The sequence below is a fragment of the Aeromonas sp. s3 genome, from assembly GCF_040907805.1.
Classification (GTDB): Bacteria; Pseudomonadota; Gammaproteobacteria; order Enterobacterales; family Aeromonadaceae; genus Aeromonas; species Aeromonas dhakensis.
The window spans coordinates 29,869-55,847 of record NZ_JBFOCQ010000006.1; the positions used below are offsets into that span (position 1 = coordinate 29,869).

General features: G+C 63.3%; 21 protein-coding genes. 13 read left to right on the forward strand and 8 right to left on the reverse strand.

Going from position 1 to position 25,979, the window contains the following annotated elements:
* Window positions 1-59: 59 nt before the first annotated feature.
* Window positions 60-1,163: a phosphoribosylaminoimidazolesuccinocarboxamide synthase gene (locus tag AB5Y98_RS00830; protein WP_010634965.1), complete on the forward strand. Its 1,104-nt coding sequence runs from the start codon at window positions 60-62 to the stop codon at window positions 1,161-1,163.
* A gap of 133 nt (window positions 1,164-1,296) precedes the next feature.
* Here the strand turns inward: AB5Y98_RS00830 and AB5Y98_RS00835 are convergent, their stop codons facing one another.
* Window positions 1,297-1,899 carry a short chain dehydrogenase gene (locus AB5Y98_RS00835; RefSeq protein ID WP_368231094.1) on the reverse strand — a complete coding sequence of 201 codons (603 nt, stop codon included), beginning with the start codon at window positions 1,897-1,899 and terminating at the stop codon, window positions 1,297-1,299.
* Between the two features lie 97 nt (window positions 1,900-1,996).
* Between AB5Y98_RS00835 and AB5Y98_RS00840 the strand changes: the two genes are divergently transcribed.
* The 4 genes from AB5Y98_RS00840 (at window position 1,997) to AB5Y98_RS00855 (ending at window position 4,932) form a co-directional block, all read left to right on the forward strand.
* Window positions 1,997-2,896, forward strand: a complete 900-nt coding sequence (locus AB5Y98_RS00840; protein WP_368231096.1) for a LysR family transcriptional regulator — start codon at window positions 1,997-1,999, stop codon at window positions 2,894-2,896.
* A 72-nt stretch (window positions 2,897-2,968) separates the two neighbouring features.
* Entirely contained in the window at window positions 2,969-3,625 is a 657-nt protein-coding gene (locus AB5Y98_RS00845) for a DUF2057 domain-containing protein (protein ID WP_368231397.1), read from the forward strand.
* 72 nt (window positions 3,626-3,697) lie between these two features.
* Window positions 3,698-4,135 carry an HIT domain-containing protein gene (locus tag AB5Y98_RS00850; protein ID WP_268010258.1) on the forward strand — a complete coding sequence of 146 codons (438 nt, stop codon included), beginning with the start codon at window positions 3,698-3,700 and terminating at the stop codon, window positions 4,133-4,135.
* A gap of 98 nt (window positions 4,136-4,233) precedes the next feature.
* Window positions 4,234-4,932: a DUF3334 family protein gene (locus tag AB5Y98_RS00855; RefSeq protein ID WP_010634960.1), complete on the forward strand. Its 699-nt coding sequence runs from the start codon at window positions 4,234-4,236 to the stop codon at window positions 4,930-4,932.
* 68 nt (window positions 4,933-5,000) lie between these two features.
* Here the strand turns inward: AB5Y98_RS00855 and AB5Y98_RS00860 are convergent, their stop codons facing one another.
* Window positions 5,001-5,999 carry a DUF2860 family protein gene (locus AB5Y98_RS00860; RefSeq protein WP_368231098.1) on the reverse strand — a complete coding sequence of 333 codons (999 nt, stop codon included), beginning with the start codon at window positions 5,997-5,999 and terminating at the stop codon, window positions 5,001-5,003.
* A gap of 207 nt (window positions 6,000-6,206) precedes the next feature.
* Between AB5Y98_RS00860 and arcB the strand changes: the two genes are divergently transcribed.
* The 6 genes from arcB to AB5Y98_RS00890 all read left to right on the forward strand — a co-directional run bounded on the left by arcB (window position 6,207) and on the right by AB5Y98_RS00890 (window position 18,082).
* Entirely contained in the window at window positions 6,207-8,519 is a 2,313-nt protein-coding gene (gene arcB / locus AB5Y98_RS00865; RefSeq protein ID WP_368231100.1) for an aerobic respiration two-component sensor histidine kinase ArcB, read from the forward strand.
* 28 nt (window positions 8,520-8,547) lie between these two features.
* Window positions 8,548-9,924 (forward strand): dGTPase, encoded by a 1,377-nt coding sequence (gene dgt, locus AB5Y98_RS00870; RefSeq protein WP_368231102.1) that lies wholly within the window; start codon window positions 8,548-8,550, stop codon window positions 9,922-9,924.
* 321 nt (window positions 9,925-10,245) lie between these two features.
* Window positions 10,246-10,449 (forward strand): hypothetical protein, encoded by a 204-nt coding sequence (locus AB5Y98_RS00875; protein WP_005304283.1) that lies wholly within the window; start codon window positions 10,246-10,248, stop codon window positions 10,447-10,449.
* A 148-nt stretch (window positions 10,450-10,597) separates the two neighbouring features.
* On the forward strand, window positions 10,598-14,875 hold the full coding sequence (locus AB5Y98_RS00880; protein ID WP_368231104.1) for a transporter substrate-binding domain-containing protein: 4,278 nt from the start codon (window positions 10,598-10,600) through the stop codon (window positions 14,873-14,875).
* Entirely contained in the window at window positions 14,856-16,067 is a 1,212-nt protein-coding gene (locus tag AB5Y98_RS00885; protein WP_024942274.1) for an EAL domain-containing protein, read from the forward strand. Before AB5Y98_RS00880 ends, AB5Y98_RS00885 begins: the two co-directional genes overlap by 20 nt.
* 38 nt (window positions 16,068-16,105) lie before the next feature.
* Window positions 16,106-18,082, forward strand: coding sequence for a methyl-accepting chemotaxis protein (locus AB5Y98_RS00890; RefSeq protein ID WP_368231107.1), 1,977 nt, complete (start codon window positions 16,106-16,108; stop codon window positions 18,080-18,082).
* Between the two features lie 95 nt (window positions 18,083-18,177).
* Here the strand turns inward: AB5Y98_RS00890 and rfaH are convergent, their stop codons facing one another.
* The 4 genes from rfaH to metN all read right to left on the reverse strand — a co-directional run bounded on the left by rfaH (window position 18,178) and on the right by metN (window position 21,278).
* Window positions 18,178-18,678: a transcription/translation regulatory transformer protein RfaH gene (gene rfaH / locus AB5Y98_RS00895; RefSeq protein WP_005304273.1), complete on the reverse strand. Its 501-nt coding sequence runs from the start codon at window positions 18,676-18,678 to the stop codon at window positions 18,178-18,180.
* Between the two features lie 96 nt (window positions 18,679-18,774).
* Entirely contained in the window at window positions 18,775-19,575 is an 801-nt protein-coding gene (gene metQ / locus AB5Y98_RS00900; RefSeq protein WP_005304269.1) for a methionine ABC transporter substrate-binding lipoprotein MetQ, read from the reverse strand.
* Between the two features lie 25 nt (window positions 19,576-19,600).
* Window positions 19,601-20,254, reverse strand: coding sequence for a methionine ABC transporter permease (locus AB5Y98_RS00905; protein WP_011704854.1), 654 nt, complete (start codon window positions 20,252-20,254; stop codon window positions 19,601-19,603).
* Window positions 20,235-21,278 (reverse strand): methionine ABC transporter ATP-binding protein MetN, encoded by a 1,044-nt coding sequence (metN, locus tag AB5Y98_RS00910; RefSeq protein WP_368231109.1) that lies wholly within the window; start codon window positions 21,276-21,278, stop codon window positions 20,235-20,237. Before metN ends, AB5Y98_RS00905 begins: the two co-directional genes overlap by 20 nt.
* Window positions 21,279-21,749: 471 nt before the next feature.
* Here metN and AB5Y98_RS00915 point away from each other — a divergent pair, with 471 nt between their 5' ends.
* Complete coding sequence (locus AB5Y98_RS00915; protein WP_017782117.1) at window positions 21,750-22,205, forward strand: hypothetical protein; 456 nt, start codon at window positions 21,750-21,752, stop codon at window positions 22,203-22,205.
* A gap of 109 nt (window positions 22,206-22,314) precedes the next feature.
* On the opposite strand, the gene ppgK is transcribed toward AB5Y98_RS00915, so the two are convergent.
* Together ppgK and queG are read right to left on the reverse strand one after the other, a co-directional pair.
* Complete coding sequence (gene ppgK / locus AB5Y98_RS00920) at window positions 22,315-23,070, reverse strand: polyphosphate--glucose phosphotransferase (RefSeq protein ID WP_139725171.1); 756 nt, start codon at window positions 23,068-23,070, stop codon at window positions 22,315-22,317.
* A gap of 83 nt (window positions 23,071-23,153) precedes the next feature.
* Window positions 23,154-24,281, reverse strand: coding sequence for a tRNA epoxyqueuosine(34) reductase QueG (gene queG / locus AB5Y98_RS00925; protein WP_368231111.1), 1,128 nt, complete (start codon window positions 24,279-24,281; stop codon window positions 23,154-23,156).
* A gap of 186 nt (window positions 24,282-24,467) precedes the next feature.
* Between queG and AB5Y98_RS00930 the strand changes: the two genes are divergently transcribed.
* Entirely contained in the window at window positions 24,468-25,979 is a 1,512-nt protein-coding gene (locus tag AB5Y98_RS00930; RefSeq protein WP_368231113.1) for an NAD(P)H-hydrate dehydratase, read from the forward strand.

Below are 25,979 nucleotides of genomic sequence, written 5' to 3' on the forward strand. Positions count from 1 at the left end.
GGGCCTTGTGCCCCTGTTTTGTTATGTTAACCCCCCACAAACAGGAAGTGTTATTAGCCATGAGTCTTGCAGACCAAGTATTGGCGGTGAACGATGATTTGCCGATCCGTACCGATAAACCCGTCCATTCCGGTAAAGTGCGCAGCGTCTACTGGCTGACCGCCGCAGACAGTGCCCGCCTCATCCGCGAGAAGGGTTACGACGTGCCGGCGGATGCGCCGCTTGCCATCATGGTGATCAGCGACCGGATCTCGGCCTTCGACTGCATCTGGCAGGGCGTGGACGGGCTCAACGGTGTGCCGGGCAAAGGGGCTGCGCTCAACGCCATCTCCAGCCACTGGTTCAAGCTGTTCAAGGAGAAGGGGCTGGCCGACAGCCATATCCTGGACATCCCCCATCCCTTCGTCTGGATCGTGCAAAAAGCCCGCCCTGTGATGATCGAGGCGATTGCCCGCCAGTACATCACAGGCTCCATGTGGCGTGCCTACAAGGATGGCGAGCGCGAGTTCTGCGGCATCACCCTGCCGGAAGGACTGAAAAAGGATCAGAAGCTGCCGGAGATCCTCATCACCCCCTCCACCAAGGGCGTGCTGAAAGGGCTGGACGGCGTGCCGGAAGCCGATGACGTCAACGTCTCCCGTGCCGACATCGAGCGCCACTACCAGGGCTTCAACTTCAGCAAGCCGGCCGATATCGACCGCTACGAAGTGCTGCTCAAAGAGGGCTTCAACGTCATCAGTGACGCGCTGGCCGAGCTGGATCAGGTCTTCGTCGACACCAAGTTCGAGTTTGGCTACGTCCAGGATGCCGCCGGCAACGAAAAGCTGATCTACATGGATGAAGTGGGCACCCCTGACAGCTCCCGCATCTGGGACGGCGCCGCCCTGCGCGACGGCCAGATCGTCGAGAAGTCGAAAGAGGGCTTCCGCCAGTGGCTGCTCAATCACTTCCCGGATCCGGACATCCTGCTCAACAAGCACCGCATGCCGGAGCGCTTCGCCCTGGCCCGCGACAACAAGTTGCCGACCGAGGTGATGATGGACATCTCCAACACCTACGTGGGGATTGCCGAGAAGATCATCGGTCAGCCGCTGGTTCGCAGTGCCAATCCGAAGCAGGAGATCATCGAGGTGCTGCGCGAGCAGTATGGGCTGATCGACTGAGGCGTGCCGCCTTTTTTACTGTCGCAAAAACAAACGTTTGCCACACCAACCAGTGCGCAAACAGCAACTGAACGGGCCCCATCACGGGGCCCGTTTTTCTTGCCGTGCCGGCTGGGCGGCAAAAGGGCGGCGATCAGCCGTTGACCCTGAACACCTGGCCGGTCTGCACCCCCAGTACCGACTTCTGGTATGCCTGGGCCACCCTGGAGGCGGGCACGGGGACGAAGCCCGGGAAGAAGGCGGCGTATTTGTCCATCGACTCCGCCAGCACGGTCGGGCTCACCACGTTGATGCGCAAGCCCCGCGGCAGCTCGCAAGCCGCCGCCTTGACGAAGTGATCGATGGCGCCGTTGATGGTGGTCGCGCTCGTCCCCCAGTTGATGGGCTCCTCGCTCAGGATGCCGCTGATCAGGGTGATGGAGCCCCTGTCGTTGAGGTGGGGGATGGCGGCGCGGGTCAGGTTGATCTGGCCCATCAGCTTGCTCTGGATCCCCAGCTGCCACTCTTCATCAGTCATCTCGGTCAGGGCGTTGAACGCGGCGCTGCCGCTGGCCACCACCAGCGCATCGAACTGCCCCAGCTTGGCAAACAGCCCCCTGATGGAGGCGGGATCGCGCATGTCGACCCTGGCATCCCCCTGGCTGTGGCCGACCCGGATCACCTGGTGATCCTTGGCAAGCAAGTCGCTGACGGCAGAACCTATGGTGCCGGAGGCACCCACAATCACAATCTTCATCTCAGTCACTCCTGGTTGGGATGTGTTGATTTTAGCGCGCTAAAAAAGGGGAAAAAGCGCGTAAAATAAACCCATTGTTTCCAAATTGGAGCTAATGATGGACATCGCCCATCTGGCCAGTTTTTACGAAGTGGTACAAAGGGGCAGTTTCTCCGCCGCCGCCGATGCGCTGGGGGTGAGCAAAGGGATGCTGAGCCGTCATGTCAGTGCGCTGGAGTCCTCTCTCAATGCCCAGTTGCTGCAACGCACCACCCGCCGGCTCAGCCTGACCGAGGCGGGCTCCACCCTCTACCTGCAGGCGGGGGAGATCTTCGCGCTGGCCCGCCAGGCGGAGCAGGATATCCAGGCCCTGACCGAGGAGGATGGCGGCCGGCTGCGCTTCACCTGCCCGATCAGCGCCGGCGATCGCATGGTGAGCGAGCTGCTGGCTCGCTTTGCCGAGCTCTGCCCCGGGGTTGCGGTCGAGCTCAACTTCACCAATCAGATGGTCGACATGAGCCAGGGTGAGCATGACATCGCCCTGCGCGCCATGAGCGAGGTGCCCGACAACCTGGTAGCCATGCCGCTGGGCCGGCTCAGGGACGTGGTGGTGGCGAGCCCCACACTGGTGGCAAGGGAGGGCAAGCCGGCCACCCCTTATGAGTTCAGCGGACGTACCTGTCTGCTCATGGGGAGCAACCCGGCCTGGGAGCAGTGGCACTTCAGCCGGGAGGGGGAGGAGGCGCACATCCTGGTGCAAGGCAAGGTGCGGGCCAATCACTACAGCACTGCGTTGCAGCTGGCCCGGGCGGGGCTGGGCTATGCCAAGTGTCCGCTGGTTGCAGTGGAAGCCCTGCTGGCGGCAGGGGAGCTGGTGACAGTGCTCGACGGCTGGCACAGCAGCCTGCACCCGCTTCATATCCTTCATGCCCAGCAGCGGCGGGTGCCGCGCAAGATCCGGCTGTTCAAGCAGGTGCTGGCCCAGTGGTTTGCCGAGCGGCCCCACTACCTGCTCTGAACTGCCGTTATTTTTCTGTCATCTTCGGCTGCTAGCCTGCGCCCATCAACGCGATCAGGAAGATGAATGAAGATGAAGGGTTGTCGATATCGAAATGGTGTGTCGCTGCTGTGCGCCGCACTGGGCATGAACATGATGTTGGGCACAGGCTCGGCGCACGCTGCGGTTGAGGTGACGGTGCCGGCGGATTTTCAGATCCTGGCGGTGAGCGCCGGCACCCTGCACGACGAACAGCACGCCACCCTGCCGGATGGCGAGCAGCAGCTGCTGGTGCGTTATGAAGGGGTGATCCCGAGTCGCAGCAGCAGCGAGAATGACCGCCAGCTGCGCTCTGCACCTCAGGTGCTGCGCTATCAGGCCAGCCAGCAACAATTACAGCTGGTCGTCGACTTGCCGAAGGATGAGCGGGGCATGGCGCAGTATGCCAAGTCTCCCGTGATGGGGTTGCAGGCCGATGGCAAGGTGATGGCGAGCGAGCAGGATGCGCTGGTGACCAGCGGCATGCTGATCGGCATGGACTGGCGCGCCAAGCTGGCCGAATACAACCAGCGCGGTGGCAAGGCGGCGCTGACGGCGGCTTCTGTTTCTGCACTTCCTGCGGCCGTGGTTGCCCGCGAAGTTGCGCCGGTAGCGGCCAGCGAGCTGGAGGGGCAGTTGCAGCAACTCTTCCTCAAGGCGGATCCGGCCCTGCGCAAGCGCTTTGTCAGCTGGGCCGTGCCGCGGCTTTAAGTTTGCCGTCCGTTGCAGTAACGTGGGGGCTCTCATCGTGTCTAGCGCCCATCTTATTGCAACGAGGTCTTCATGTTTGAATTGCACAGTCGCCTGCAGGCGGATACCCGCCTGCTCGGCGATCTGCCTCTCTGCCGCGTCCTGCTGGCCAAAGACAGCCAGTATCCCTGGCTCATCCTGGTGCCGAGAGTGGCCAATCTGCGGGAAATCCACCACCTGGCGCCGGCCCAGCAACAGCAGCTGATGCAGGAGTCCTGCGCGGTGGCGACCCTGATGGAGCAGGCGCTGCACCCGGACAAGATCAACGTGGCGGCGCTCGGCAACCTGGTGCCTCAGCTGCATCTGCACCACGTGGCCCGTTTCAGTACCGACAAGGCCTGGCCTGGCCCCATCTGGGGGGCTCATCCCTCCTTGCCCTATGATGAATCGACCCTGCAGCGGGAAGCCGCCGGCTGGCGACGCAAGCTGGCCAATCTGGCCGGATTCACTCCCCTTGAAACTGACAGTTGAATCAAGTGAGAGGCGGCTCGCTATTTCGACGCCCGGGCCGCGCTATCTGTTAGAGTTATGGTATAGATAAGCCCATTTTCGATGTTCAGGAAGGTCCCATGATAGTGACAAGAGCCGACGATGATACCGTATTGACCACAGAGGACGTGCTGTTGAGCCTGTGCCATTCGGTGACGGATGTATTGAGTGCGGCAACCCAGAGTCAGGTGCGTTTCTCCGGCATGGTGCAGCGGATCAGCAAGACCTGCCTCAAGCCGGATATCGGCTGCTTCGTGCTGTTTGACGGCGGCTTCTCCGGCCTGGTGGTGATCAACTTCTCCGCCTCCGCCGCCATGGAGCTGTACGAGAGCTACATGCTCAGCATGGGGCTCTCCAAGGAAGATCTCGCCATCTCCCACACCTCGGACGAGGTGAGCAACGTCATGGGCGAGCTGATGAACCAGATCGTCGGCAGCTTCACCGTCAAGGTGGGCCGGGATCTGCAGACCCACATCACCCAGAACCAGCCCAAGATGCTGGCCCTCAACAAGCAGGTGATGCTGAGCGTCGATACCAACCTCGACAGCCCGGAGTCGCGCCGGGTCACCTTCTTCACCGCCCGCAACAACATCTTCTATCTGGAGCTGGCGATGGACAAGACCGAGTTCATCCGCATCCACAACGATGGCATGGATCAGGAAGAGCTGGATCCGGATGCCCTGATCGCCCAGACCAAGCGCGAGGCTGCCCAGCCGGCTCCGGCCGCCGCCCCGGTGGCCAACGATCATGACGATCTGCTGGACTCTCTCGGGATCTGATTTTCCCGCCGTCCGCTAATGCACGAGGCCACCCATGGGGTGGCCTCGTTTGTTGGTGCTGCTCGCCGTTAGAAGTTGTAGAGCAGACCCGTGCTGAAACGGGTGGACTGGCTGTCGTAGAAGTCGATGTCCGAGTCGGCGTTGGAGTAGGCCGCGGTGAAGGTGGCGGCCAGGGCCTTGACGCCGAACAGGTTGTGCCAGAAGAAGGTGCCGTTGACGGCGAATTCGTCCGCGTCGGCATGCTGGCCGAAGATGGGGTTCGCCTCGTCGTACTTGCGCTTGCCGGTGTAGAGGTTGCTGACGAAGGACCACTGGGGGCCGCGCTTGGCGTAGGTCAGCTTCAGGCCGGTGTTCTTGAAGCTCTCGGCGCTGCCGTCCAGGCGAGCCTCCTTGTAGAGGATGGCCGGCTCCAGCAGCTGGTTGCCGCCGAAATGGAACTGGTAGGAGAGCTCCATGTCGTGCACCTTGCCGTTGCGATCCAGCATGCCGGCGTAGTGGGTGCCGTGGCTCTGATCATACTGCTGGCCGCTGCGCTCCTCGTCCATGTCCACCTCCCGGGTGGTCAGGTTGCCGTAGAAGTTGCTGCCCCAGATCTTGTCCCAGGCGAAACGGGCCCCTTTTGACTTCAGGTCGGTCGAGCTGCGATCCACGCCGGTGGCGAAGGGATCGCTCCACAGCTCCACCGGCATGACGTTGAACACTAGCGAGGTGGCAACGATACCCTTGTCGCCCATCTCCTGGCGCAGGCCGAGCTGCTGGGTGAAGTCGAAACGCACCGCATCCTGGATCAGGTTGCCGAGGAATATTTGGGTGCGGGTATCGGCGAAGGTATAGCGGATGTCGGCGTTGAGCAGCGGGGTCAGGCCGCTCTCGCTGTCGGGTGAGCCGAGATCATTGATACGGCTGTGGTTGTCATCGCCCGCGTAGAAGTTGGACTTGTAGCTGACGACGTTGACCCCGCCCAGCAGAAAGCCGGACCAGCCTGACTGCTTGGGGATCTCGCCCAGGTCGGCGTGGGCGGCATTGGCTGCCAGCAGGCCAAGACTCAGCAGGGTGAGATTGCGCATCGATGAGACTCCTGAATTATCAGTTGGTTGAATTGAACGGCCTGGCATTATAGCCAGCCAGGCTTAATCCGGGCTGACCGAATTGACTCCGGCATGCTACCCCAGCGGGTGGAGGAGGTTAATCGATAATTTATCGTGCGACGGCAGAAGAGTTCGGCGCGTCGTGCTGGTATTCTGTTCGGCGAATATCGGGGAGAAAACAATAAGATGAAACAAATAAAATCTTGGGCGCAATATTACGTCGACCTGATGACCAAGCTGGGGCTGGTGCGATTCAGCATGTTCCTGGCCACCGGCATCATAGTGCTGGCTGTCTCCATCCAGATGGGGGTCACTCTGTTTCTGCGCGGCACCGTGGATATCGTCGACCTGGTGCGCTCGGTCTTCTTCGGCCTGCTGGTCACCCCCTGGGCCGTCTATTTTCTCTCCATCGTAGTGGATCAGCTGGAGGATTCCCGCCAGCGGCTGACCCGCATGGTGCGCAAGCTGCAGGACATGCGCGAGCGGGATCTCGAGCTCAACAGCCAGCTGCAGGAGAACATCAGCCGCCTCAACGCCCAGATCGCCGAGACCAACCGGGCCGAGACCCTGCGTCAGCAGGCCATCGAGGATCTGGAGAACGAGGTGTTCCAGCGCGAGAAGGCCCAGCTGCACCTGGGCGAACGCACCGCCCTGCTGCGCTCCTTCATCGACTGCTCCCCCGATCTGGTCTACTACCGCAACGAAGACGAGCAGTTCTCCGGCTGCAACCGCGCCATGGAGGAGCTGACCGGCAAGGTGGAGGCGGAGCTCATCGGGCTGACTCCGTTCGACGTCTACAAGCACGACATCGCCAGCAAGGTGGTGGAGACCGACAAGCAGGTCTTCGCCAGCAACGAGCCGCTCACCTATGAGCAGTGGCTGGAGTACCCCGATGGCCGCAAGGCCTACTTCGAGCTGCGCAAGGTGCCCTTCTTCGACCGCTTCGGCAAGCGACTCGGTCTGCTTGGCTTTGGCCGCGACATCACCGAGCGCAAGCAATACCAGGACAAGCTGGAGAAGGCGAGTCGCGACAAGACCACCTTCATCTCCACCATCAGTCACGAGCTGCGTACCCCGCTCAACGGCATCGTCGGCCTGAGCCGGATGCTGATGGATACGCCGCTCGATCCCAAACGGCATCAGCAGCTCAAGACCATTCACCTGAGCGCGGTGACGCTCGGCAACATCTTCAACGACATCATCGATCTGGACAAACTGGATCGGCGCCGGCTGGAGATTGCGCCGACCCGCATCGATCTGCCCGCCTTCCTCGACGAGCTGGAGACGCTGTCGCGCATCCAGGCGGAGCAGAAGGGGCTCTATCTGCACTTCGATCGGGATGGCGAGGTGCCGCAGTTCGTGATGGCAGATGGCACCCGGCTGCGCCAGGTGCTGTGGAACCTGGTGGGCAATGCGGTGAAGTTCACCGACGAAGGCGGGGTGACGGTTCGCTGCCTCGCCCATGCCGCCGACGCGCCGGGCAAGCTGGCGCTGCACTTCGAGGTGGAGGATACCGGCATCGGCATTCCGCGAGCCCAGCAGGAGAAGATCTTCGCCATGTACTATCAGGTACAGGGCAAGAAGCACGCCACCGGCACCGGCATCGGCCTCGCGGTCTCCCGCCAACTGGTGCAGGCGATGGGTGGTCAGCTCTACGTGGACAGCGATCCGGGCGAGGGTTCCTGCTTCACCGCCGAGCTGGAGGTGGAGTGTATCGAAGGAGAGGTTGCCGCCATCGAGCCCGAGATGCCGTCCCTCGACATCCTGCTGGTGGAGGACGTCGAGCTCAACGTGACCGTGGCCTGCGCCCTGCTGAGCAAGCTTGGCCATCAGGTCAAGGTGGCGCGCGATGGCGCCCAGGCGCTGGCCATGGCCAACCCGGATGATTTTGACTTGATCCTGCTCGATATCCAGCTGCCGGACATGACGGGGTTCGATGTGGCGGAACAACTGCTCGAGCGCTACGGCGAAAGTTTGCCGCCCATGGTGGCACTCACCGCCAACGCCACCGGTGATCGCCAGTACTACCGGGATCACGGTATGCAGGATGTGATCAACAAGCCGCTCGGCTCGAAGGCGGTGCGGGAGGTGATTGGTCACCTGTTTGCCGATCTGGCCGGGGACGAGGCGGACGAGCAGGCCGACACCGTTAGCCAGGATGCGCTGCTGGACCTGCCCTTCCTCACCGATTATGCCGATACCGTGGGCAAGCCGGTGCTGCTCTCCAGCGTCGATCTGTTCGAGAAGATGATGCCCGACTACATGGCGGTGCTCGACTCCAACATGATTGCCCGGGATCAGGCCGGCGTGGTGGAGGAGGCGCACAAGATCAAGGGGGCGGCGGGCTCCATCGGCCTGCGCCGGCTGCAGCAGACGGCCCAGCTGATCCAGAGCCCGGATCATCCGGCCTGGTGGGAGAACGTGGAAGACTGGATTGAGACGCTGCGCCGGGAGTACCCAGGCGATATCGCCCGCTTGCGGCGCTGGTTGCTCTCATAAACGCGCTGCGCTGGCAAGGAGCTGCAACATGTATAGCCGTTTGATTACCCCCGAGCGGATCCACCCCTGGGGTGACGAAGAATTGCTGGAGGCGACCGAGCAGGATCGCGCCCGCATCGTGCAGGCGGCACCGGTGCGCCGACTGCAGCAGAAGACCCAGGTCTTCCCGCTCGACGTGAAGGCTTCGGTGCGCAGCCGGCTGACCCACTCGCTGGAAGTACAGGAGACCGGTCGCCAGATCAGCCGCCGCGTTCTGGCGGCCCTGCCGGCAGGCGCTGTGTGCGAGGGGGCCTTCGTCAATCTGGTGGAGATGTCCTGCCTGTTGCACGACGTCGGCAACCCGCCGTTCGGCCACTTTGGCGAGCAGGTGATGAGCCAGTGGCTGGCGCAGGAGCTGGACGGCCTGTTTGCCGCTGCGCTGGGCAAGGCGCCCAGCCCGCAGTGGGCCGAGCTTCGCCAGGATCTGCTGGTGTTTGACGGCAATGCCCAGAGCCTGCGGCTGGTACACAGCCTGCACGAGTTGAATCTGACCCTGGGGCAGCTGGCGGCACTGTGCAAATATCCACAGCAACCGCCGGCGGGCCGGCAGGCAACCCCCTACTATGGCCAGCATCATGGCTGGAGCAGCAAGCGCGGCATCTTCTTCAGCGAACAACCCCTCTACAGCGCCCTCGGCCAAAGCCTGGGGCTGGCCGCCGGCTGTCGTCACCCGCTGGTCTACATCATGGAGGCGGCGGACGACATCTCTTACTGCATCGCGGATCTGGAAGATGCGGTGGATCGGCGCATCCTCGGCCTCGGCGAGCTGCTGCAGGCACTGCGGGAGGCGGATGGCGGTGACTACATGGCGGCGTTGCTGAGTGCGGCCGTCGACTCGGATCGCGGCTTCTTTCCCCATTTCCGCCAACAGCTGACCCGGGATCTGGTGGCGCTGGCCGCCAGCACCTATGTGAGCGAGCATGCCCAGATCCTGAGCGGCGCCTATCCTCAGGCCCTACTGCACGGCCAGGCGCCAGCGGCGCGGGTGCTCGACATCCTCAAGCGGGTAGCGCGCGAGCTGGTGTTCATGCGCCCCGAGGTGGAGGCGCTGGAGCTGGAGGGTTATGCCGCCTTGCGCGGCGTGCTCTCCACCTACGCCTGCCTGCTGGCCCTGCCGGTCGCCCAGTTCGAACGCCTGCTGGCGGGGCAGGGGGGCAGCGAGCTGTTCTTTGCCCGCCGGCTTTACCATCGCCTGTCGGCCCGCCATCTCAAGGCCTATCGACTGGCGGTGGCCAGCCGGGATCCCCGTTTTGCCGAAGAGGCGGAGCAGGAGTGGTATTACCGGGTGCGGCTGCTGCTGGATTACGTGAGCGGCATGACGGATACCTATGCGCTGGAGGAGTTTCGTCTGCTGTCCGGGATCTGAGCGGGACGGCGTCAGGCTCTCTGTTCCGGATGAGTATTGATAGATGACTCACCTCCCCATGTGGGGGGTGAGGTTCTTGTATAAAATTCGGTCTTTTTTTAGACTGTGGCAACTTGTTCAACTTTCACACGGTAAGGAGACGGATATGCAACATTCAATGTTAAACGTTGCGTTCGACCGCTGCATCAGCAGCGCGAAGACTCGTGCTCTTTTTCTGCCGCGTGGAGGAAACAGGTAACACCTGCTTTTTCATCACCCGCGGTTGTCCCGCAGGGTGATCTCTTCTCTCCGGGGGAACCGCACGTTCAACTGGAGAATATTATGTCTATCGAACTGACCCTGCTGCGCACCGTCGAAACCTTGGTCCAGAAACGGATCACCCGGCTGGAACGCCGCACCCGTTATCTGCACCTGTCGCCCGCCCTGCTCAAAGACATAGGTCTGGAAGGGCAAAATGTGCAGATCGCCCACATCCGTGAGCAGGAGTATCAAACCGGCTTCCGGCTTGGGAACCGAATAACCTGATAAGGTGGGGCCTGGCCCCCTTCTTGCTAGAAAACGGCAGGCGTGAGCCTGCCGTTTTTCGTATCCGCACGAGTTCTGTTATGAATTTTTATTCACACATTTTGCCAAAATCCCTATGATCGCTCTCCGATCTGTTCAGGAGTCACCCATGCTGCGCCTCTGTTATCGCGCCATTCTGTTGTGCTGGTTTGCTTGCTGGAGCCATGTGGCTGCGGCAGAAACCTCTCTGGACAAGGATCAGCTGGGACTGACGGAGCGGCTGTGGCTCGCCTCGCGCAATGACCTGGTGGTGGGCATGCCTTCGATGGCCTGGCCCCCCTACATCTATACCAATGGCCGGGGCGGCTTCAACGGTCCGCTCGACGACTTTGCCAACCAGATTGCCGGCCGGCTGGGGCTGACCGTGCGCTACAAGACCTATCCCTACTATGCCGATGCCCAGCAGGCGCTGCTCGATGGGGAGGTGGACATGCTGATCGGCGTGACGCCCAGCCAGTCGCGTCAGGAGAAGATGCGCTTTACCTCGGACCTGATGACCCTGCCGCGCGCCGTCCTGCTGACGCGGGAAGAGGGGGAGCCGACCCTGGCTGCGGCACGCCAGTTGCGCTGGGTGTGCGAGCACGGCTTCAGCTCCTGCGAGGAGCTGACCCAGCTCGGAATGACCCAGCTGATCGAGGCGGACAGCAGCGACGAAGCCGTCTTCATGGTCAAGAAGGGGCTGGCGGATGCCTATCTCTCCGATCTGCCCTCGCTGATGCGACTGCAGCGCCTGCAGCCGCAGACCGGGCTCAAGGTGATCACCCCGGAGTGGGTGACGGATACCTCGCTGGCCATGGCGGTGAGGCTGGACAATCAGGGGCTGCGCGATCTGCTGGAGCTGGCCCTCAACGACATGTCGCTGGATGAGCGCCGCCGCATTCTGGAGACCGGCGGTATCGTCGACTATGAGCTGGCCAACGGCCCTCGCCAGATAGTGTTCAACCAGAGCGAACTGGACTGGCTGGCCCGCCACCCGACCCTGCGCTTCGGGGTGGCGCCGGACTGGCCGGCGGTGAGCGAGATCGATGGCAATGGCCAGCTCAAGGGCTTCATCGCCGACCTGCTCAAGCTGGTGAGCCTGCGATCCGGCCTGCACTTCAGCCTGGTACCCACCAGCAGCTGGGCCGAGACCCAGAGCCTGCTGCAGGCGCGCAAGCTGGATTTCATTCCGGCCATCACCCCGACCGCCGAACGGCGCCAGTACGCCCTGTTTACCCCCGACTACGCCTTCATCCACCGGGTGATTGCCGCCAGGCAGGGGAGTGAAGAGCTGGCCAGTCTCAACGAGCTCAAGGGACGCCGGGTGGGGATCGTCGGCGGCTCGGTGGAGGAGCTGGTGCTCAAGGAGGTGGGTGCCAACCCTGTGGCGACGAGCAGCGATACCAAGCTGCTGCCCCTGCTGGACGGGCACCAGGTCGACTATGTGCTGATGAGCATGACCACCCTGGAGCAGGCACTGCAGAAAGGGTTCAACAACCGCTACCAGGTGGTGTTTTCCGGCAACGAGCTGAGGGTGCCGGTCGCCATGGCGGTGCATCAACAGGATCCCATGTTGCAGCAGATCCTGACCAAGGTGCTGCTCTCCATCCGGCCGGAAGAGATGACCAAGCTGGAGCACAAGTGGCTGACTCTGACCATCCAGACCGGCATCAATCCGACCACGGTGGCGCTCTGGTCCGCCTTAGGGCTGGGGGCCTTCCTGCTCTGCGTGCTGCTGTTCATGGGCTGGAACCGGACCCTGCGTCGCCAGATAGTGCAGCGCCAGCTGGCCGAGCACAAATTGAACGAGCAGCTGACGTTTGTGCAGACCCTGCTCAACTCCCTGCCCAACATGGTGGTGCTGCGGGATCGCGAGCAGCGCATCACCCTGTGCAACCAGGCCTATCGGGATGCCTTCATCGGCGACCCGATGAAGGAGGGGGGCGACGATCTGGACCGCATGCCGGCCAGAGAGCGGGTGCGGGTACTGAAAGAGGAGCAGGAGGTGTGGCAGAGCGGCGCACAGCTTGAGGGGGCGGGCAACAGCCGCCGCCAGGATGGTGCCATGTTCCATGTCATCTATACCAAGCGCCCCTACACCTCCCCGGATGGAGACATGCTCGGTGTCTTGACCGTGCTGACCGACGTGACCCGCATCAAGGAGGCCGAGGCGCGGGCCCGCAAGGCGGAGACCCGCCTCACCCAGATCACCGACAGCATGCCAGGCATCGTCTATCAGTACCTCTGGATCGGACCCGGCAAGGGGCGCTTCCTCTATGCCTCGCAGGGGGCGAGCGAGATCCTGGGGGCCAGCCGGCAGGAGATGCTGTCGGCCGAGTCGGGGGGGGAGGTGTTCGGCTTTACCGAGGAGGCGCTGCAGGACTTCGTCAGCAAGGTGGCCAACCATGCTCAGACCCTGGCCCCTCTCGATCTCGAGGTCAAGGTGGAGCGGCCTGAGGGGGCGCGCTACCTGCAGGTGCGCGGCAGCTTTGTGCCGCAGGAGGAGGGGCACCTGATCCTCAACGGGGTGATCCAGGACATCACGGCCCTCAAGCGCCAGGAGCATGAGCTGAGGGAGGCGCGGGCCTATGCCGAGCAGGCGATGCAGGTGCGCAGCCGCTTCCTCGCCACCATGAGCCACGAGCTCAGAACCCCCATCTCCGGCATGCATGGCATGCTGGAGCTGCTGCAGATGAGCGAGCTGAACGAGGATCAGCGTTACCTGCTGCGCAACGTGGTCACCTCCACCAACAACCTGCTCTATCTGGTCAACGATGTGCTCGACTTCTCCAAGATAGAGGCGGGTCAGCTGCAGCTCCATTATCAGGAGTGCCGGCTTGCCTCCGTCATCTGTGACGTGATCCGCGGCCATGCCACCCTGGCCCATGGCAAGGGGCTCAGAGTGACGCTGGACTGGGGCGCCGAGGTGCCGGATCAGGCCCGCATCGATGCGGTGCGGGTGGGTCAGGTGCTCTCCAACCTGCTCAACAATGCGGTCAAGTTCACCGAGCGGGGCGAGATCCGCATCCAGGTGGGCCTGCAGGCCGAGCGACTGGCCATCACGGTCAGCGACACCGGCATCGGTATTGCCGAAGAGAAGCAGGATCGCCTGTTCACCCCGTTCGAGCAGGTGGAGTCCGACATAACCCGACGCTTCGGCGGCACCGGGCTGGGGCTGGCCATCTGCCACCAGCTGGCCCAGAAGATGGGGGGCACGCTGACGCTCGAGAGCAAACCGGGGCACGGCACCCGGCTCACCTTCGAGTTCCCGCTGAGCGAATGTCAGTGGGATGCCCCGCCGCTGGCCGGCCAGGAGTGGTGGCTGTTTGGCGAAGATGTTGCCTTGCAGAGCGCCATGCAGCGGCTGGGGGCCAGGCTGCATCGTCTGGATCCACAGCAGTGGCAGCAGCCCCTCAACGGCCTGTTGCTGGCGGAGGAGAGCTGGCTCGAGCAGTCGCTCGGCAGCGACTGGCTGGGCCATTTGCAGCGATCGACCCTCAAGGGCATAGTGCTCTCCCCGCAGGAGGCCCTGCGCGGTCGTATGGGGTCGAGTGCCTGGTGGCGGCTGGGACAATCACCGCTCTATCCCGACCTGCTGCTGGAGACCTGTCATCAGTTGCTGGGGGAGGCGGCGATCAGCCCGGTGGAAGCCAATGCGCCCAAGCTGCAGGGGCGGGTGCTGGTGGCCGACGATCACCCCATCAACCGCGCCCTGCTGGCCCGCCAGCTGGCCATTCTCGGCGTGGATGCCGAGGTGGTGGATGACGGCGACAAGGCCTTGCGCACCTGGCAGGGGCAGGGATTCACCCTGCTGCTGACCGACTGCCACATGCCGGCGATGGATGGTTACAGCCTGACCCGGGCGCTGCGGGAGCAGGGGGTATCGGCCCCTGTCATCGGGGTGACGGCCGACACCTCCGAAGAGGCTGGCCTGCAGATGCAGGAGGCGGGCATGAACGACATGTTGTTCAAACCCTATACCCTGGATACGCTGCGGCAGGTGCTGATGCGCTGGCTGCCGGTGAGCAGCCAGGCGCAGGAACCCAGCCAGGCCCCTGCCCCTGCCAGCGAGCAGGGGGAGCGCTGGCTCTCGCTGTTTGGCGATGAGGCGGTGGCGCGCAGCATGGCGCGGGAATACCTGGATTCCAATCGCCAGGACGGAGATGACATGATGCAGGCACTGGCCAGGCAGGATACCTATGCCCTGGTGGAGACGGCGCATCGGATCAAGGGGGCTGCCCGCATGGTGGGGCAGCAGGCATTGGCGGAGGAGGCGGCCCGGCTCGAAGCGGCGGCCCGCCTCAAGCAGCTGGACGAGCTCAGCGAACTGAGCCAGACGGTGCTGGCGCTGATGAAGGCTATTACAGGTGAAATTGGATTATGGCTCGATGAACAAGACACAGCATGAGTTGGTGATCATGGTGGTGGAAGATCACGCCTTCCAGCGCAAGGCGTTGATGCACCAGATCCGCGGGCTCGGTTACGCTTCCCTGCTGGAGGCGCAGGACGGGGTGGAGGCGCTGGCCATGTGCCAGCGGCATCAGGTCGACATCCTGTTTTGCGATCTGCGCATGCCGGGCATGGATGGCATGGCGCTGTTGCGCCGCCTCTCCCTCGGCGGCTTTCGCGGCGGCATCATCCTCTCCAGTGCGCTGGAGGATGACGTGGTCGAGGCCGTGCTGCGCATGAGCGCCGCCTATGGCTTGCAGGTGCTGGGGCGCATCGAGAAGCCCTCCAGCCAGCAGCAGATCAGCCAGCTGATCGGGGCCTGGCGCCCGCAGCAGGAGCGAGCCCAAGAGGAAGATGGCCACCGCCTGACCCTGGATGAGCTGAGCCTGGCGCTGGAGCAGGACCAGCTGCTGCCCTGGTATCAGCCCAAGGTGAGCTTCGGCTCCGGCCAGTGGGTTGGCATGGAGGCGCTGGCCCGCTGGCAGCATCCGGAGTACGGCCTCATCTCGCCGGCTCGCTTCATTCCGCTGGCGGAGCACAACGGCCTCATCGATCGGCTGACCGAGGTGATCATCAGCAAGTCGCTGCGGGATGGCCACCTGTGGGAGCAGACCGGGCTATCCCTCAACCTCTCGATGAACCTCTCCACCACCTCGCTGATCGAGGGGGATCTGTGCAACACCCTGATCAACCAGTGCCAGCGCTGGAGCATCAATCCCGAGCTCATCACCCTGGAGGTGACCGAGAGCGCGTTCGTGCAGGATCTGGGCAAGTCGCTGGAGGTGCTGACGCGCCTGCGCATGCACGGTTTCGGCCTCTCCATCGATGACTTCGGTACCGGCTACTCCTCCATGCAGCAGCTGGCCCTGCTGCCCTTCACCGAACTCAAGCTGGATCGCTCTTTCGTGGATCACTGCTTTGAGGACCCCTCTCGCTTGGCCATAATAGAGTCAAGCATCGAGCTGGCCCGCAAACTGGGGCTCAAGTCCGTCGCCGAAGGGGTGGAGGATGAACTCACCTGGCGGCTGCTGGCGCGGCTGGGGTGCGACGTGTGCCAGGGCTTCTTCTCTGCCCGGCCCATGCCGCGCGAGGAGTTGTTGGGATGGCACGACTCCTGGCGTGAACGGCTACCGGCGCTGCTCGGGGAGTGAATATCGGGCAGGATGCCCGCAAAGAAACAAGGATGTTCATGAAAATTTCAAGCAAGTTGCTGCTCAGCTTCTGTTTTATCAATCTGCTGGTGATCCTCTCTTCCAGCCTGGTCTACCACCAGCTCGCCCGCATCGGACAGGCCGGCAGCGCTCTGATGGAGCAGGCCCTGCCCGCCCTGCAACGGGATGAGGCCAGCCAGAAGGCGCTGGTAGCGACCATCTCCTCCCTGCGGGCCTATCTCATCCTGGGCAAGGATCCGGCGCAGGCCGACCGCCTCAAACAGGAGTGGGAGGGGGCCTGGCAGGTGATCGAGCATCAGCAGTTCACCGCCGAGCTTGCCCGCTCGCTCAAGGCCTTCAAGACCAGCCAACAGAAGGTGTGGGACATTGCCCAGACCGACGAGAATCTGCCCGCCCATACCTTGATGTTGCAGGAGGCGGGGCCGTTGGCAGAGTCTGCCCTCGATCAGCTGCAGTCCTTTGCCAACGAAGAGGTGGCGACCCCGCAGGATCAGCTGCCCGGCGATCGCCGCCTGCTGCTCAAGCAGGTGGGGGATGCCTACAACGGCCTCTCCAATGCGCTCTCAGCCCTGCGTGACTTCCTCATCTCGGGGGATCCGGACTATCGCACCAAATACCAGGACTATTACCAGTTCCATCAGCAGCGGGTGGCCGAGCTGAAGCAGCAAGAGGCCAACTTTACCGAGGCGCAGAAGGGGATCTGGTCGCTGTTCGAGGAGATGTCGGCCCCCTTTGCCGAGCTGGTGGGCCAGGTGATCGAGAAGCGTCAGGCCCCGGACTGGGATCAGGCCAATTACCTGATGGCGACCGAGATTGAGCCCGCACTCGGCCAGCTGGCGACCCAGCTGGCCGGCCAGGTGACCGAGACCCGCGCCGAGGTGCAGAGCATGGGCCAGAAGATGACCAGCGCCGGCCAGGCCATCAATCGCACCCTGCTGCTGGCAACCCTGACCGTGATCGTGCTGGGCACCCTGGTGGCGTTGCTGTTCAGCCGGCGCCTGACCCGTGACATTGCCAGCCTGGTGCTGCGAGCCGATCAGGTGGCCAATGGTCGGTTGCCGGCCCGTCCCCTGCCGGTGCAGAGCCAGGATGAGCTGGGCGGGCTGACGGGCTCCATCAACCAGATGTCCGGCCAGCTGCGCCAGCTGGTGGGGGAGATCCAGGGGGCGGTGGGGCAGGTAGACGGGGCCTGCGGTGAGGTGAGCAGCACCACCCGCGCCATCGTCACCGATCTGGCGAGCCAGAATCAGCGGGTCGATACGGTGGCGGCGGCCATCGAGCAGATGTCGGTCAGCACCCGGGATGTGGCGGGCAATATCGCCGAAGCGGCGCGGGCCGCCCAGCAGGCCGAGCAGCAGACCCGCCAGGGCGGCCACGAGCTGACCCGCATGACGGCCACCATGCAGCAGATTGCCGCCATGATTGCCCAGGCGAACGAGGCGATGGGCCAGCTCAGCAGCCAGAGCGAGCAGGTGGGACGCGTCACCGAGGTGATCGCCACCATTGCCGAGCAGACCAATCTGCTGGCGCTCAACGCCGCCATCGAGGCGGCGCGGGCCGGCGAGCAGGGGCGCGGTTTTGCGGTGGTGGCCGATGAGGTGCGGCTGCTGGCGAGCCGCACCAGCCAGTCCACCGAGGAGATCAGCCAGACCATCGCCAGCATCCAGCAGCAGACCCGCCAGACCGTCAAAACGGTCGGCAGCGGTACCAGGCTGGTGGAGGAGGGGCGCGGCGCCGTCGATTCGGTGACCGCTACCCTGGACGCCATGCTGCAGCTGGTCCAGGACTTGTCGGGTCAGCTGGGAGCCATCTCCACCGCGACCGAGCAGCAGTCGCGGGTGGCCCAGGAGGTGGCGGGCACGGTGGAGGAGATCGCCGGGCTCAGCCGGCAGTCGAGCCAGCGCAGCCAGCAGGGGGAGGAGATAGTGGCCAGGCTGGCGCAGGATACCGGGCGCTTGACGGCGGTGATCAGCCGCTTCGAGCTGGATGCCTGAGGCGGACAAGGCCCATGAAAACGGGGCAGGCCGCTTGGCCTGCCCCGTTTCTTTTCAGCCTTGCTGGCAAGAGATGGTTGCTCTGAGCTGGCGGGTCACTCCAGCCGGCGGAAGGACTGGTTGTCGAAGCTGCTGCTGGTCTCCTGATTGAGCAGGCTCACCAGCAGGATCGCGCGTTTGTCGCCATCCGGCTCCAGATAGATGGCCTCGAAGCCGGCCAGCGGACCGGATTCTATCAATACCTTGTCGCCCTGGGTCGGCAGGTTGGCGTAACTGGCGCGCGCCTCGTCGCTGTCGTCCCGGCTCATCAGCTGATAGACCAGCTGGCTGTTGATGGCGGTCCACTCCCGTCCGAAGTGGATGATGCGGCTGATGCCGCGGGTGGACTTCAGGGTGACCGGGGTGACCTCTTCCAGATCCACGTAGATGAACAGGTAGTTGGGGAACATGGGCTCCCGCACCGGGACTCGCTTGCCCCGCCGCAGTTTTTCAATTTCCACCATGGGATAGTAGGACTCGATCCCCTGGGCTTCGAGATGGGCGCGGGCGCGGGCCTCTTCTTTTGGCTTGCAGTAGGCCAGATACCATTTTTTCATGTGATGAATATGTTCGTGTTGCCGTGCTCGCCGATATGATAGCGGCAGCAATAAAAAAGGCCACGCATTGCGTGGCCTTTTTTGCCGAGTGAGTGATTACCAACCTTTCACCAGGCCGCCTTTGAACAGCTCCAGCCCTTTCTTGTAGACGTCGTCGGTCTGGAAGGCCTGTACGAACTGTTTGACCTTCTCGTCGTCCTTGTTGTTGTCGCGGGCGACGATCAGGTTGACGTAGGGGGACTCCTTGTCCTCAACAAACAGGCCGTTCTCGGTCGGGGTCAGGCCGATCTGACCGGCGAAGGTGTTGTTGATGATGGCCAAGTCCACGTCTTCCAGCGAGCGCGGCAGCTGGGCAGCTTCCAGCTCGACGATCTTGAAGTTGCGCGGGTTGCTGGCGATGTCCAACACGGTCGCTTCCAGACCGGCACCCTCTTTGAGCTTCAGCAGACCCTGCTTCTCCAGCAGGATCAGGGAGCGGCCCAGGTTGGTCGGATCGTTCGGCACCGCGATCTGGGCACCATCTTTCAGCTCGGAGAGGGCCTTGATCTTCTTGGAGTAACCGGCGATCGGGTAGACGAAGGTGTTGCCGACCGGCACCAGCTTGAAGCCGCGATCACGGATCTGGGCATCCAGATAGGGCTTGTGCTGGAAGGCGTTGACGTCAACGCTGCCATCGTTCAGGGCCACGTTCGGGGTGACGTAGTCGGAGAAGTTGACCACCTCGACGGTCAGGCCGTATTTCTCCTTGGCCACTTTGGCGGCCACTTCAACCAGTTCGGTCTCGGGGCCGGCGATGGCGCCTACTTTCAGGGTCTTGTTCTCTTCCTTTTGACCGCAACCGGCCAGTACCAGGGTAGCCAGCAGGGCAGCCGCAACGGATTTGATGCCAAATTTCATAAAACCTCCTGTCAGAAATCGACGATTAACGATGATCACATTTGTTGACCAGGCGCTCACCCGCGCTCTGGATGAGTTGAACCAGCACCACCAGGATCACGACGGTGACCAGCATGACGGTCGGGTCAAAGCGCTGATAGCCGTAGCGAATACCCACATCGCCCAGTCCACCGCCCCCGATGGCACCAGCCATGGCGGAGTAGTTCACCAGCGTGACGAGGGTGATGGTGACGCTGTTGAGGATGCCGGGCAGGGCCTCGGGCAGCAGCACCTTGGTGATGATTTGCAGGGGCTTGGCGCCCATGGCCTTGGCCGCTTCCAGCAGGCCGTCCGGCACCTCCATCAGGGCCCCTTCCACCAGGCGGGCGATGAAGGGGATGCAACCGACGGTCAGCGGCACGATGGCGGCGATGGTGCCGATGCTGGTGCCGACGATCAGCCGGGTCAGCGGGATGATGGCCACCAGCAGGATGATGAAGGGTACCGAGCGACCCACGTTGACCACCATGCCCAGGGTGCGATTGAGCAGCGGGTTGGCCAGGATCTGACCAGCCTTGGTCACGTGCAGTGCCACGCCGAGCGGCAGACCGAGCAGGCAGCCAAACAGGGCGGAGGCAAACACCATGATGAGGGTGTCGCCCAGGGCCGTGAACAGCAGATTAATCATTGCTTCGGACATAACCCATTACCTCCAGCTGAATATGGTTGTCGATGAAGAACTGCTGGGTGGCCTCGCACTGGGCCTCATCCCCGAACAGTTCCGCCAGCAGGAAGCCGAACTTGACGCCGCCGGCGTACTCGATGTCGGCGCTCAGAATGCTGATGTCGATGTTGAAGCGGCGGCTCGCCTCCGAGATGAGCGGCGTGTCGACCGTGCTGCCGGTAAAGCCGAGCTTTACCAGCGGATAGCTGGCGGGCACTCGCTCGGCACTCATCCGATCCTGATACTCCTGGGGCACTTCCAGGTGGATGGTGGAGTGGATGAAATCCCGCGCCAGCTGGGTCTTGGCATTGCTGAAGAACCAGGCCACTTCGCCCTGCTCGATCAATCGGCCGTCGCTGATGATGGCCACTTCGTCACAGATCCCCTTCACCACATCCATCTCGTGGGTGATGAGCAGTATGGTGAGCCCCAGCTTGACGTTGATCTCCTTGAGCAGAGTCAGGATCGAGCGGGTGGTCTGCGGGTCGAGGGCCGAGGTGGCCTCGTCGCACAGCAGCACCTTGGGGGCCGGCGCCAGCGCCCGGGCGATGGCGACCCGCTGCTTCTGACCGCCGGATAGCTCGGACGGATAGGCGTGGGCGCGGGCTTCCAGCCCGACCAGCGCCAGCAGTTCGGTGACCCGATTCTGGATCTTGTCCTTGCTCCAGCCCGCCAGCTCCAGCGGAAAGGCGATGTTGGCGGAGACGGTGCGGGAGGCCAGCAGGTTGAAGTGCTGGAAGATCATCCCGATCTGGCGGCGGGCCTGGGTCAGATCCCGCTCGCTCAGGGCGACCAGATCCTGGCCGTCGACGATGACCTGGCCATCCGTCGGGCGCTCCAGCAGGTTGACACAACGGATGAGGGTGCTCTTGCCGGCACCGGAGGCACCGATCACCCCGAAAATTTTGCCTTGCGGCACATGCAGGCTGACATCACGCAGGGCGTGCACGGCATTACTGCCTTTACCGTAGACTTTGTTGAGACCGATCAACTTAATCATGGATTCTTCCGTGCTAACAGCCTTAAAGCACAGGGCGCTACAGGCGGGTGAATTGGGCAGAGGTTTCACTGGGTTGCTCTGTCATCATGGAGGATGATGCTAAGATGTCTGGATGGCCGTGTCAACGCGTGTTTATACATCTAGACGTCTAAAAAAGTGCTAAGGATTGCCACTGGTTGACTAAGGCCGACGGTGATCCGGTTCACATCAATATTGTATTTGGCAGTGTAGTAGGATTGCCGAATATCAAATGGCAAATACACCATTATCACTTCCTTTATTAGTCGTGAGACGGATTCAGCTGCTCATCCTTTTACTCCCCCCGGGTTGGCACAAATCATTCCATTTTGTATCGATCGCTGCTTTCTTGGCCGGCTTCTTGATGCAGCACAACAAGGGCCGTGCTTTGGCTTGGCTTGCAATTGCCTGTTTTTTATACTGAATGGGCACGACATACAGGAGGGCAACCTGATGCGATTTCAACAAATCAAAGACTTGCTGCTCTATCTGGAGCAGGTGCATCACCAGCTTGGACTCTGTTACGGGCGCCTCATGACTCAGGTGGATGGCGAGCGCAGCCGGCTGCTGCTGGCCTATCTGCAGCAGCGGGAGGAGGCGGCGGGTACCCAGCTGGATGACTACCTGAGCGAACTTGGCGAAGGGGTGAAGGAGACCTGGCTGGAGCGGGGCTTCAGCGAGGATCTGCTGCCCGGGATCCGGCGCCTGAGCCTGCCCGCCATGGCCCAGACCCAGGACATAGTGCAGCTGGTGTGCCGGCAGGAGGAGAAACTCATCGGCGAGCTCAGCCATCTGGCCCGGGAGTGTCCGACCGAGGAGACGGTGCGGTTGCTCGGTGGCCTGGCCACGCAGGAGCAGACCCGCTTGACCCGGCTGGTGCACGGCGCCCATCGACTCGACGACCTCTAGGGGATGGCAGCTGTCGGGTGAGATGTGCGGCGCGTAGTGAAAAATGTGTGGGGAAAACAGCAGAGGCCCGGCAATGCCGGGCCTCTGCTGTTTGTTGTTCACGACGGGCTCATGCCGACTGGCGGGCGGCGGTCAGCTCGGCGGCGTGCAGGGCGGCGCCTATGATGCCGGCCTGATTGAGGTTGGCGGCCGCTACCAGCGGGGCACGGGTCTCAATCTTGTCGATGAACTTGTCGAGCTTGGCGGCGCTGCCGCCGCCCAGGATGAAGAGGTCGGGGGAGAACAGAAACTCGAGGCGAGACAGGTACTTGTTGAAGCGCTTGCCCCAGCGGCCCCAGGAGAGATCCTCGCGCTTGCGCACCGCGTCCGAGCAGTAGTGCTCGGCCACCATCCCTTCCAGCATCAGGTGACCCAGCTCGGTGTTGGGCAGCAGCTGGCCGTTGACGAACACGGCGGTGCCGATGCCGGTGCCGACCGTGATGAGGATGATCACCCCCTGGCGATCCCGGCCGTTGCCGTAGCGCATCTCCGCCAGACCGGCCGCATCGGCGTCGTTCAGCACGTGGCAGGGCTGGCCGGTCACGTCGCCGAACAGGTGGGCGACGTCGGTCTCAATCCAGCTCTTGTCGATGTTGGCCGCACTCTTGGCGATGCCGTTGTGGATGGTGGCGGGAAAGCCGCAGCCCACCGGGCCCTTCCAGTCGAAGTGTTCCACCAGCGCCTTGAGGGTATGCGCCACGGCGGCCGGGGTGGCCGGCTGCGGCGTCACCAGCCGGTGGCGTTCGCCAATCAGCTCGCCCGTTGCGGTGTCGACCAGGCATCCCTTGATCCCCGAACCACCGATATCCACTCCCAACATCTGCATCAGCTTGTTCCTTTTGTTATGCCGACCATCGACCGTCGGCAGAGCATGAAAAAATGACCTGGATCCGGCAAGGGGCAGATCGTCTATGCGTGATCCGGCAGACCTTTTTCGATGCAGCGGATCAGCAAGCGGGTCTTTTTGTTGTCATCCTGCTGGCGCCGGGCCAGGGTCGCCAGCGCCCACTCGATATGTTCGGCCACCATGGGCTCGGCTTCCGTCAGCGCCTGCTGCAGGGCCATCATTACCTCCTGACTGGCCGGGCCGTTGCCAAGGGCCACCGCCAGGTTGCGGCGCCAGCGCTGATAGCCGATGCGGCGAATGGGGCTGCCTTCCGTGTGCTTGAGAAACTCGCTCTCGCTCCAGCCCCACAAGGTCAAGAGGGGCGGGCGGTGCAGATTGGGGCGCGGGCTGAAGTCGGGCTCAGGGCTGGCATTGGCGTAGCGGTTCCAGGGGCAGATGAGCTGGCAGTCGTCACAGCCATAGATGCGGTTGCCCATCAGCGGCCGGAACTCTACGGGGATGGGGCCGTCGTTTTCGATGGTGAGATAGGAGATGCAGCGGCGGCCATCCACCACGTAGGGGGCGACAATGGCGCCGGTGGGGCAGATGTTGATGCAGGCCACGCACTTGCCGCATTGCTCTTTCTCCACCGGCGCATCCAGCGGCAGCGGCAGGCTGAGCAGCAGCTCCCCCAGAAAGAAGAAGGAGCCCGCCGACTCGTTGAGCAGCAGCGAGTGCTTGCCCACCCAGCCGAGGCCGGCCTTGGCCGCCAGCGGTCGCTCCAGAATAGGGGCCGAGTCGACGAAGGGGCGCCAGCCCAGCGCCTCGCAGCGCTGCTCGATGCGCTCCCCCAGCTGCTTGAGCCGGTTGCGCAGCAGCTTGTGGTAGTCGCGACCGAGGGCATAGCGGCTGATGTAGCCGAGGGTAGGGTCGCGCAGGCTGGCGGCAAAGCCCGCCTCGAACGGCAGATAGTTCATCCGCACCGACAGCACCCGCAAGGTGCCCGGCAGCAGCTCGTGGGGGCGAGCCCGCATCATGCCGTGGCGCGCCATGTAGTCCATGCTGCCGTGATAGCCAGCGTCCAGCCAGGCTTGTAGCCTGGGCTCTTCGAGGGTGAGATCCGTGTCTGTGATGCCGGCCTGGTCGAATCCTAGCTCGCTCGCCCAGAGCTTGATATCTTGGGCCAGTTGATGAAGTTCGGCCGTAGTCATGGCGCTGCCGGTCCTGCTGGCGGGCGACCTGAGCGTGCACCGGGATGGGAGTGTACTGTCATGCTGTATCGCATCTCTGGGGGCTTGCTGCCAAGGTTAACCGATGGGGGCGTTTGCCGCCGTCATACTGCATCATGAGCCCGGTGCCCGCCGGACCGGATCAATGGATGAGAGTCAGGAGCCGTCATGGAACAGGTCATCGGGGATGCTATCAGCGGGAAAGAGGGGCAGAGCTTACCACAATCGCTGTGGCGGACTGAACAGATCCGTGCTCTGGAGCGGGAGTGGGCCGAGCGCGAGGGACTGAGCCTCTATGCCCTGATGGAGCGCGCCGGCGCTGCGCTGCGCACCTACGCCACCCACCACTGGCCGCACAGCCGGTGCTGGTGGATCTTTACCGGCCCCGGCAACAACGGTGGCGACGGCTACGTGCTGGCCCGCCTGGCGAGACAGCTGGGTCTTGAGCCCCAGGTGATTGCCGTGCGGGATCCCGCCGAGCTGACGGGGGATGCCAGGCGGGCCGCCGACGAGTGGCTGGCGATGGGGGGCACAGTGGTGTCGCCCGAGGAGCGGGAGCTCGACCGGCTGCCGACCCCGGATCTGGTGATAGATGCACTGCTTGGCACCGGTGTCCATATCCGGCTGTCACCGCTCATGACAAGGATCGTCGCAACAATCAATGGCTTGCAGGTGCCCGTGCTGGCGGTGGATCTCCCCTCCGGCCTCAATGCCGATACCGGCTGCGCCATGGGAGCCGTGGTGCGCGCCAGCCGTACCCTCACCTTCATCGGCATCAAGCAGGGCATGCTCACCGCCGACGGGGTGGATTGCGTCGGTCGGCTCGACTGCGACACCCTCGGCGTCACCGCGCCGCCCGGGTGGCAGGCGGCCGCCGAGCGTGTCGATTATCCTTCTCTTCGCGCCAGGCTGACGCCGCGCCAGCGCTCGTCCCACAAGGGCTCCCACGGCAAGGTGTTGCTGGTGGGAGGCAATGCGGGGATGCAGGGGGCCATCGTGCTGGCCGCGCGCGCCTGCCTGCGGGCCGGTGCCGGTCTGGTGCGGGTGTGCCAGCATCCTGATCACCTGCCCGCCAGCCTCTACCAGGCCGAATTGATGGGCAGTCAGGTCGGGGGGGAGGAAAGCTGGGCCTCGGTGCGGGTAGTGGGACCGGGTCTGGGTCAGGATGAGTGGGGTCGGCGCCATTTTGAGTCATTTGTTAACGAGCAGGTGCCACTGGTATTGGATGCCGATGGATTGAATTGGCTGGCGCAATGTCCCCGTCATCAGGATAATTGGGTGCTCACGCCCCATCCGGGCGAGGCGGCCCGCCTGCTGGGCTGCACCATTGCCGAGATCGCCGCGGATCGCTTTGCCGCGGTGCAGCGTCTGCAGCAGCGCTTCGGCGGTGTGGTGCTGCTCAAGGGGGCGGGGACGCTGATCCACGACGGCAAGGGGATGGAGCTCTGTAACGAGGGCAATCCCGGCATGGCCAGTGGCGGCATGGGCGACCTGTTATCTGGTATAATCGCCGCCCTTTTGGCCCAGGGCTGGTCTGCCGCCGAGGCAGCCCGACTGGGCGCCGTGATCCACGGGGAAGCGGCCGATCTGGCTGCTGCAGACGGAGAGCGGGGCATGCTGGCATCAGACCTGCTGCCCTTTATCCGTCGACTGGTTAATCCCGACACCATAACAAGCTAA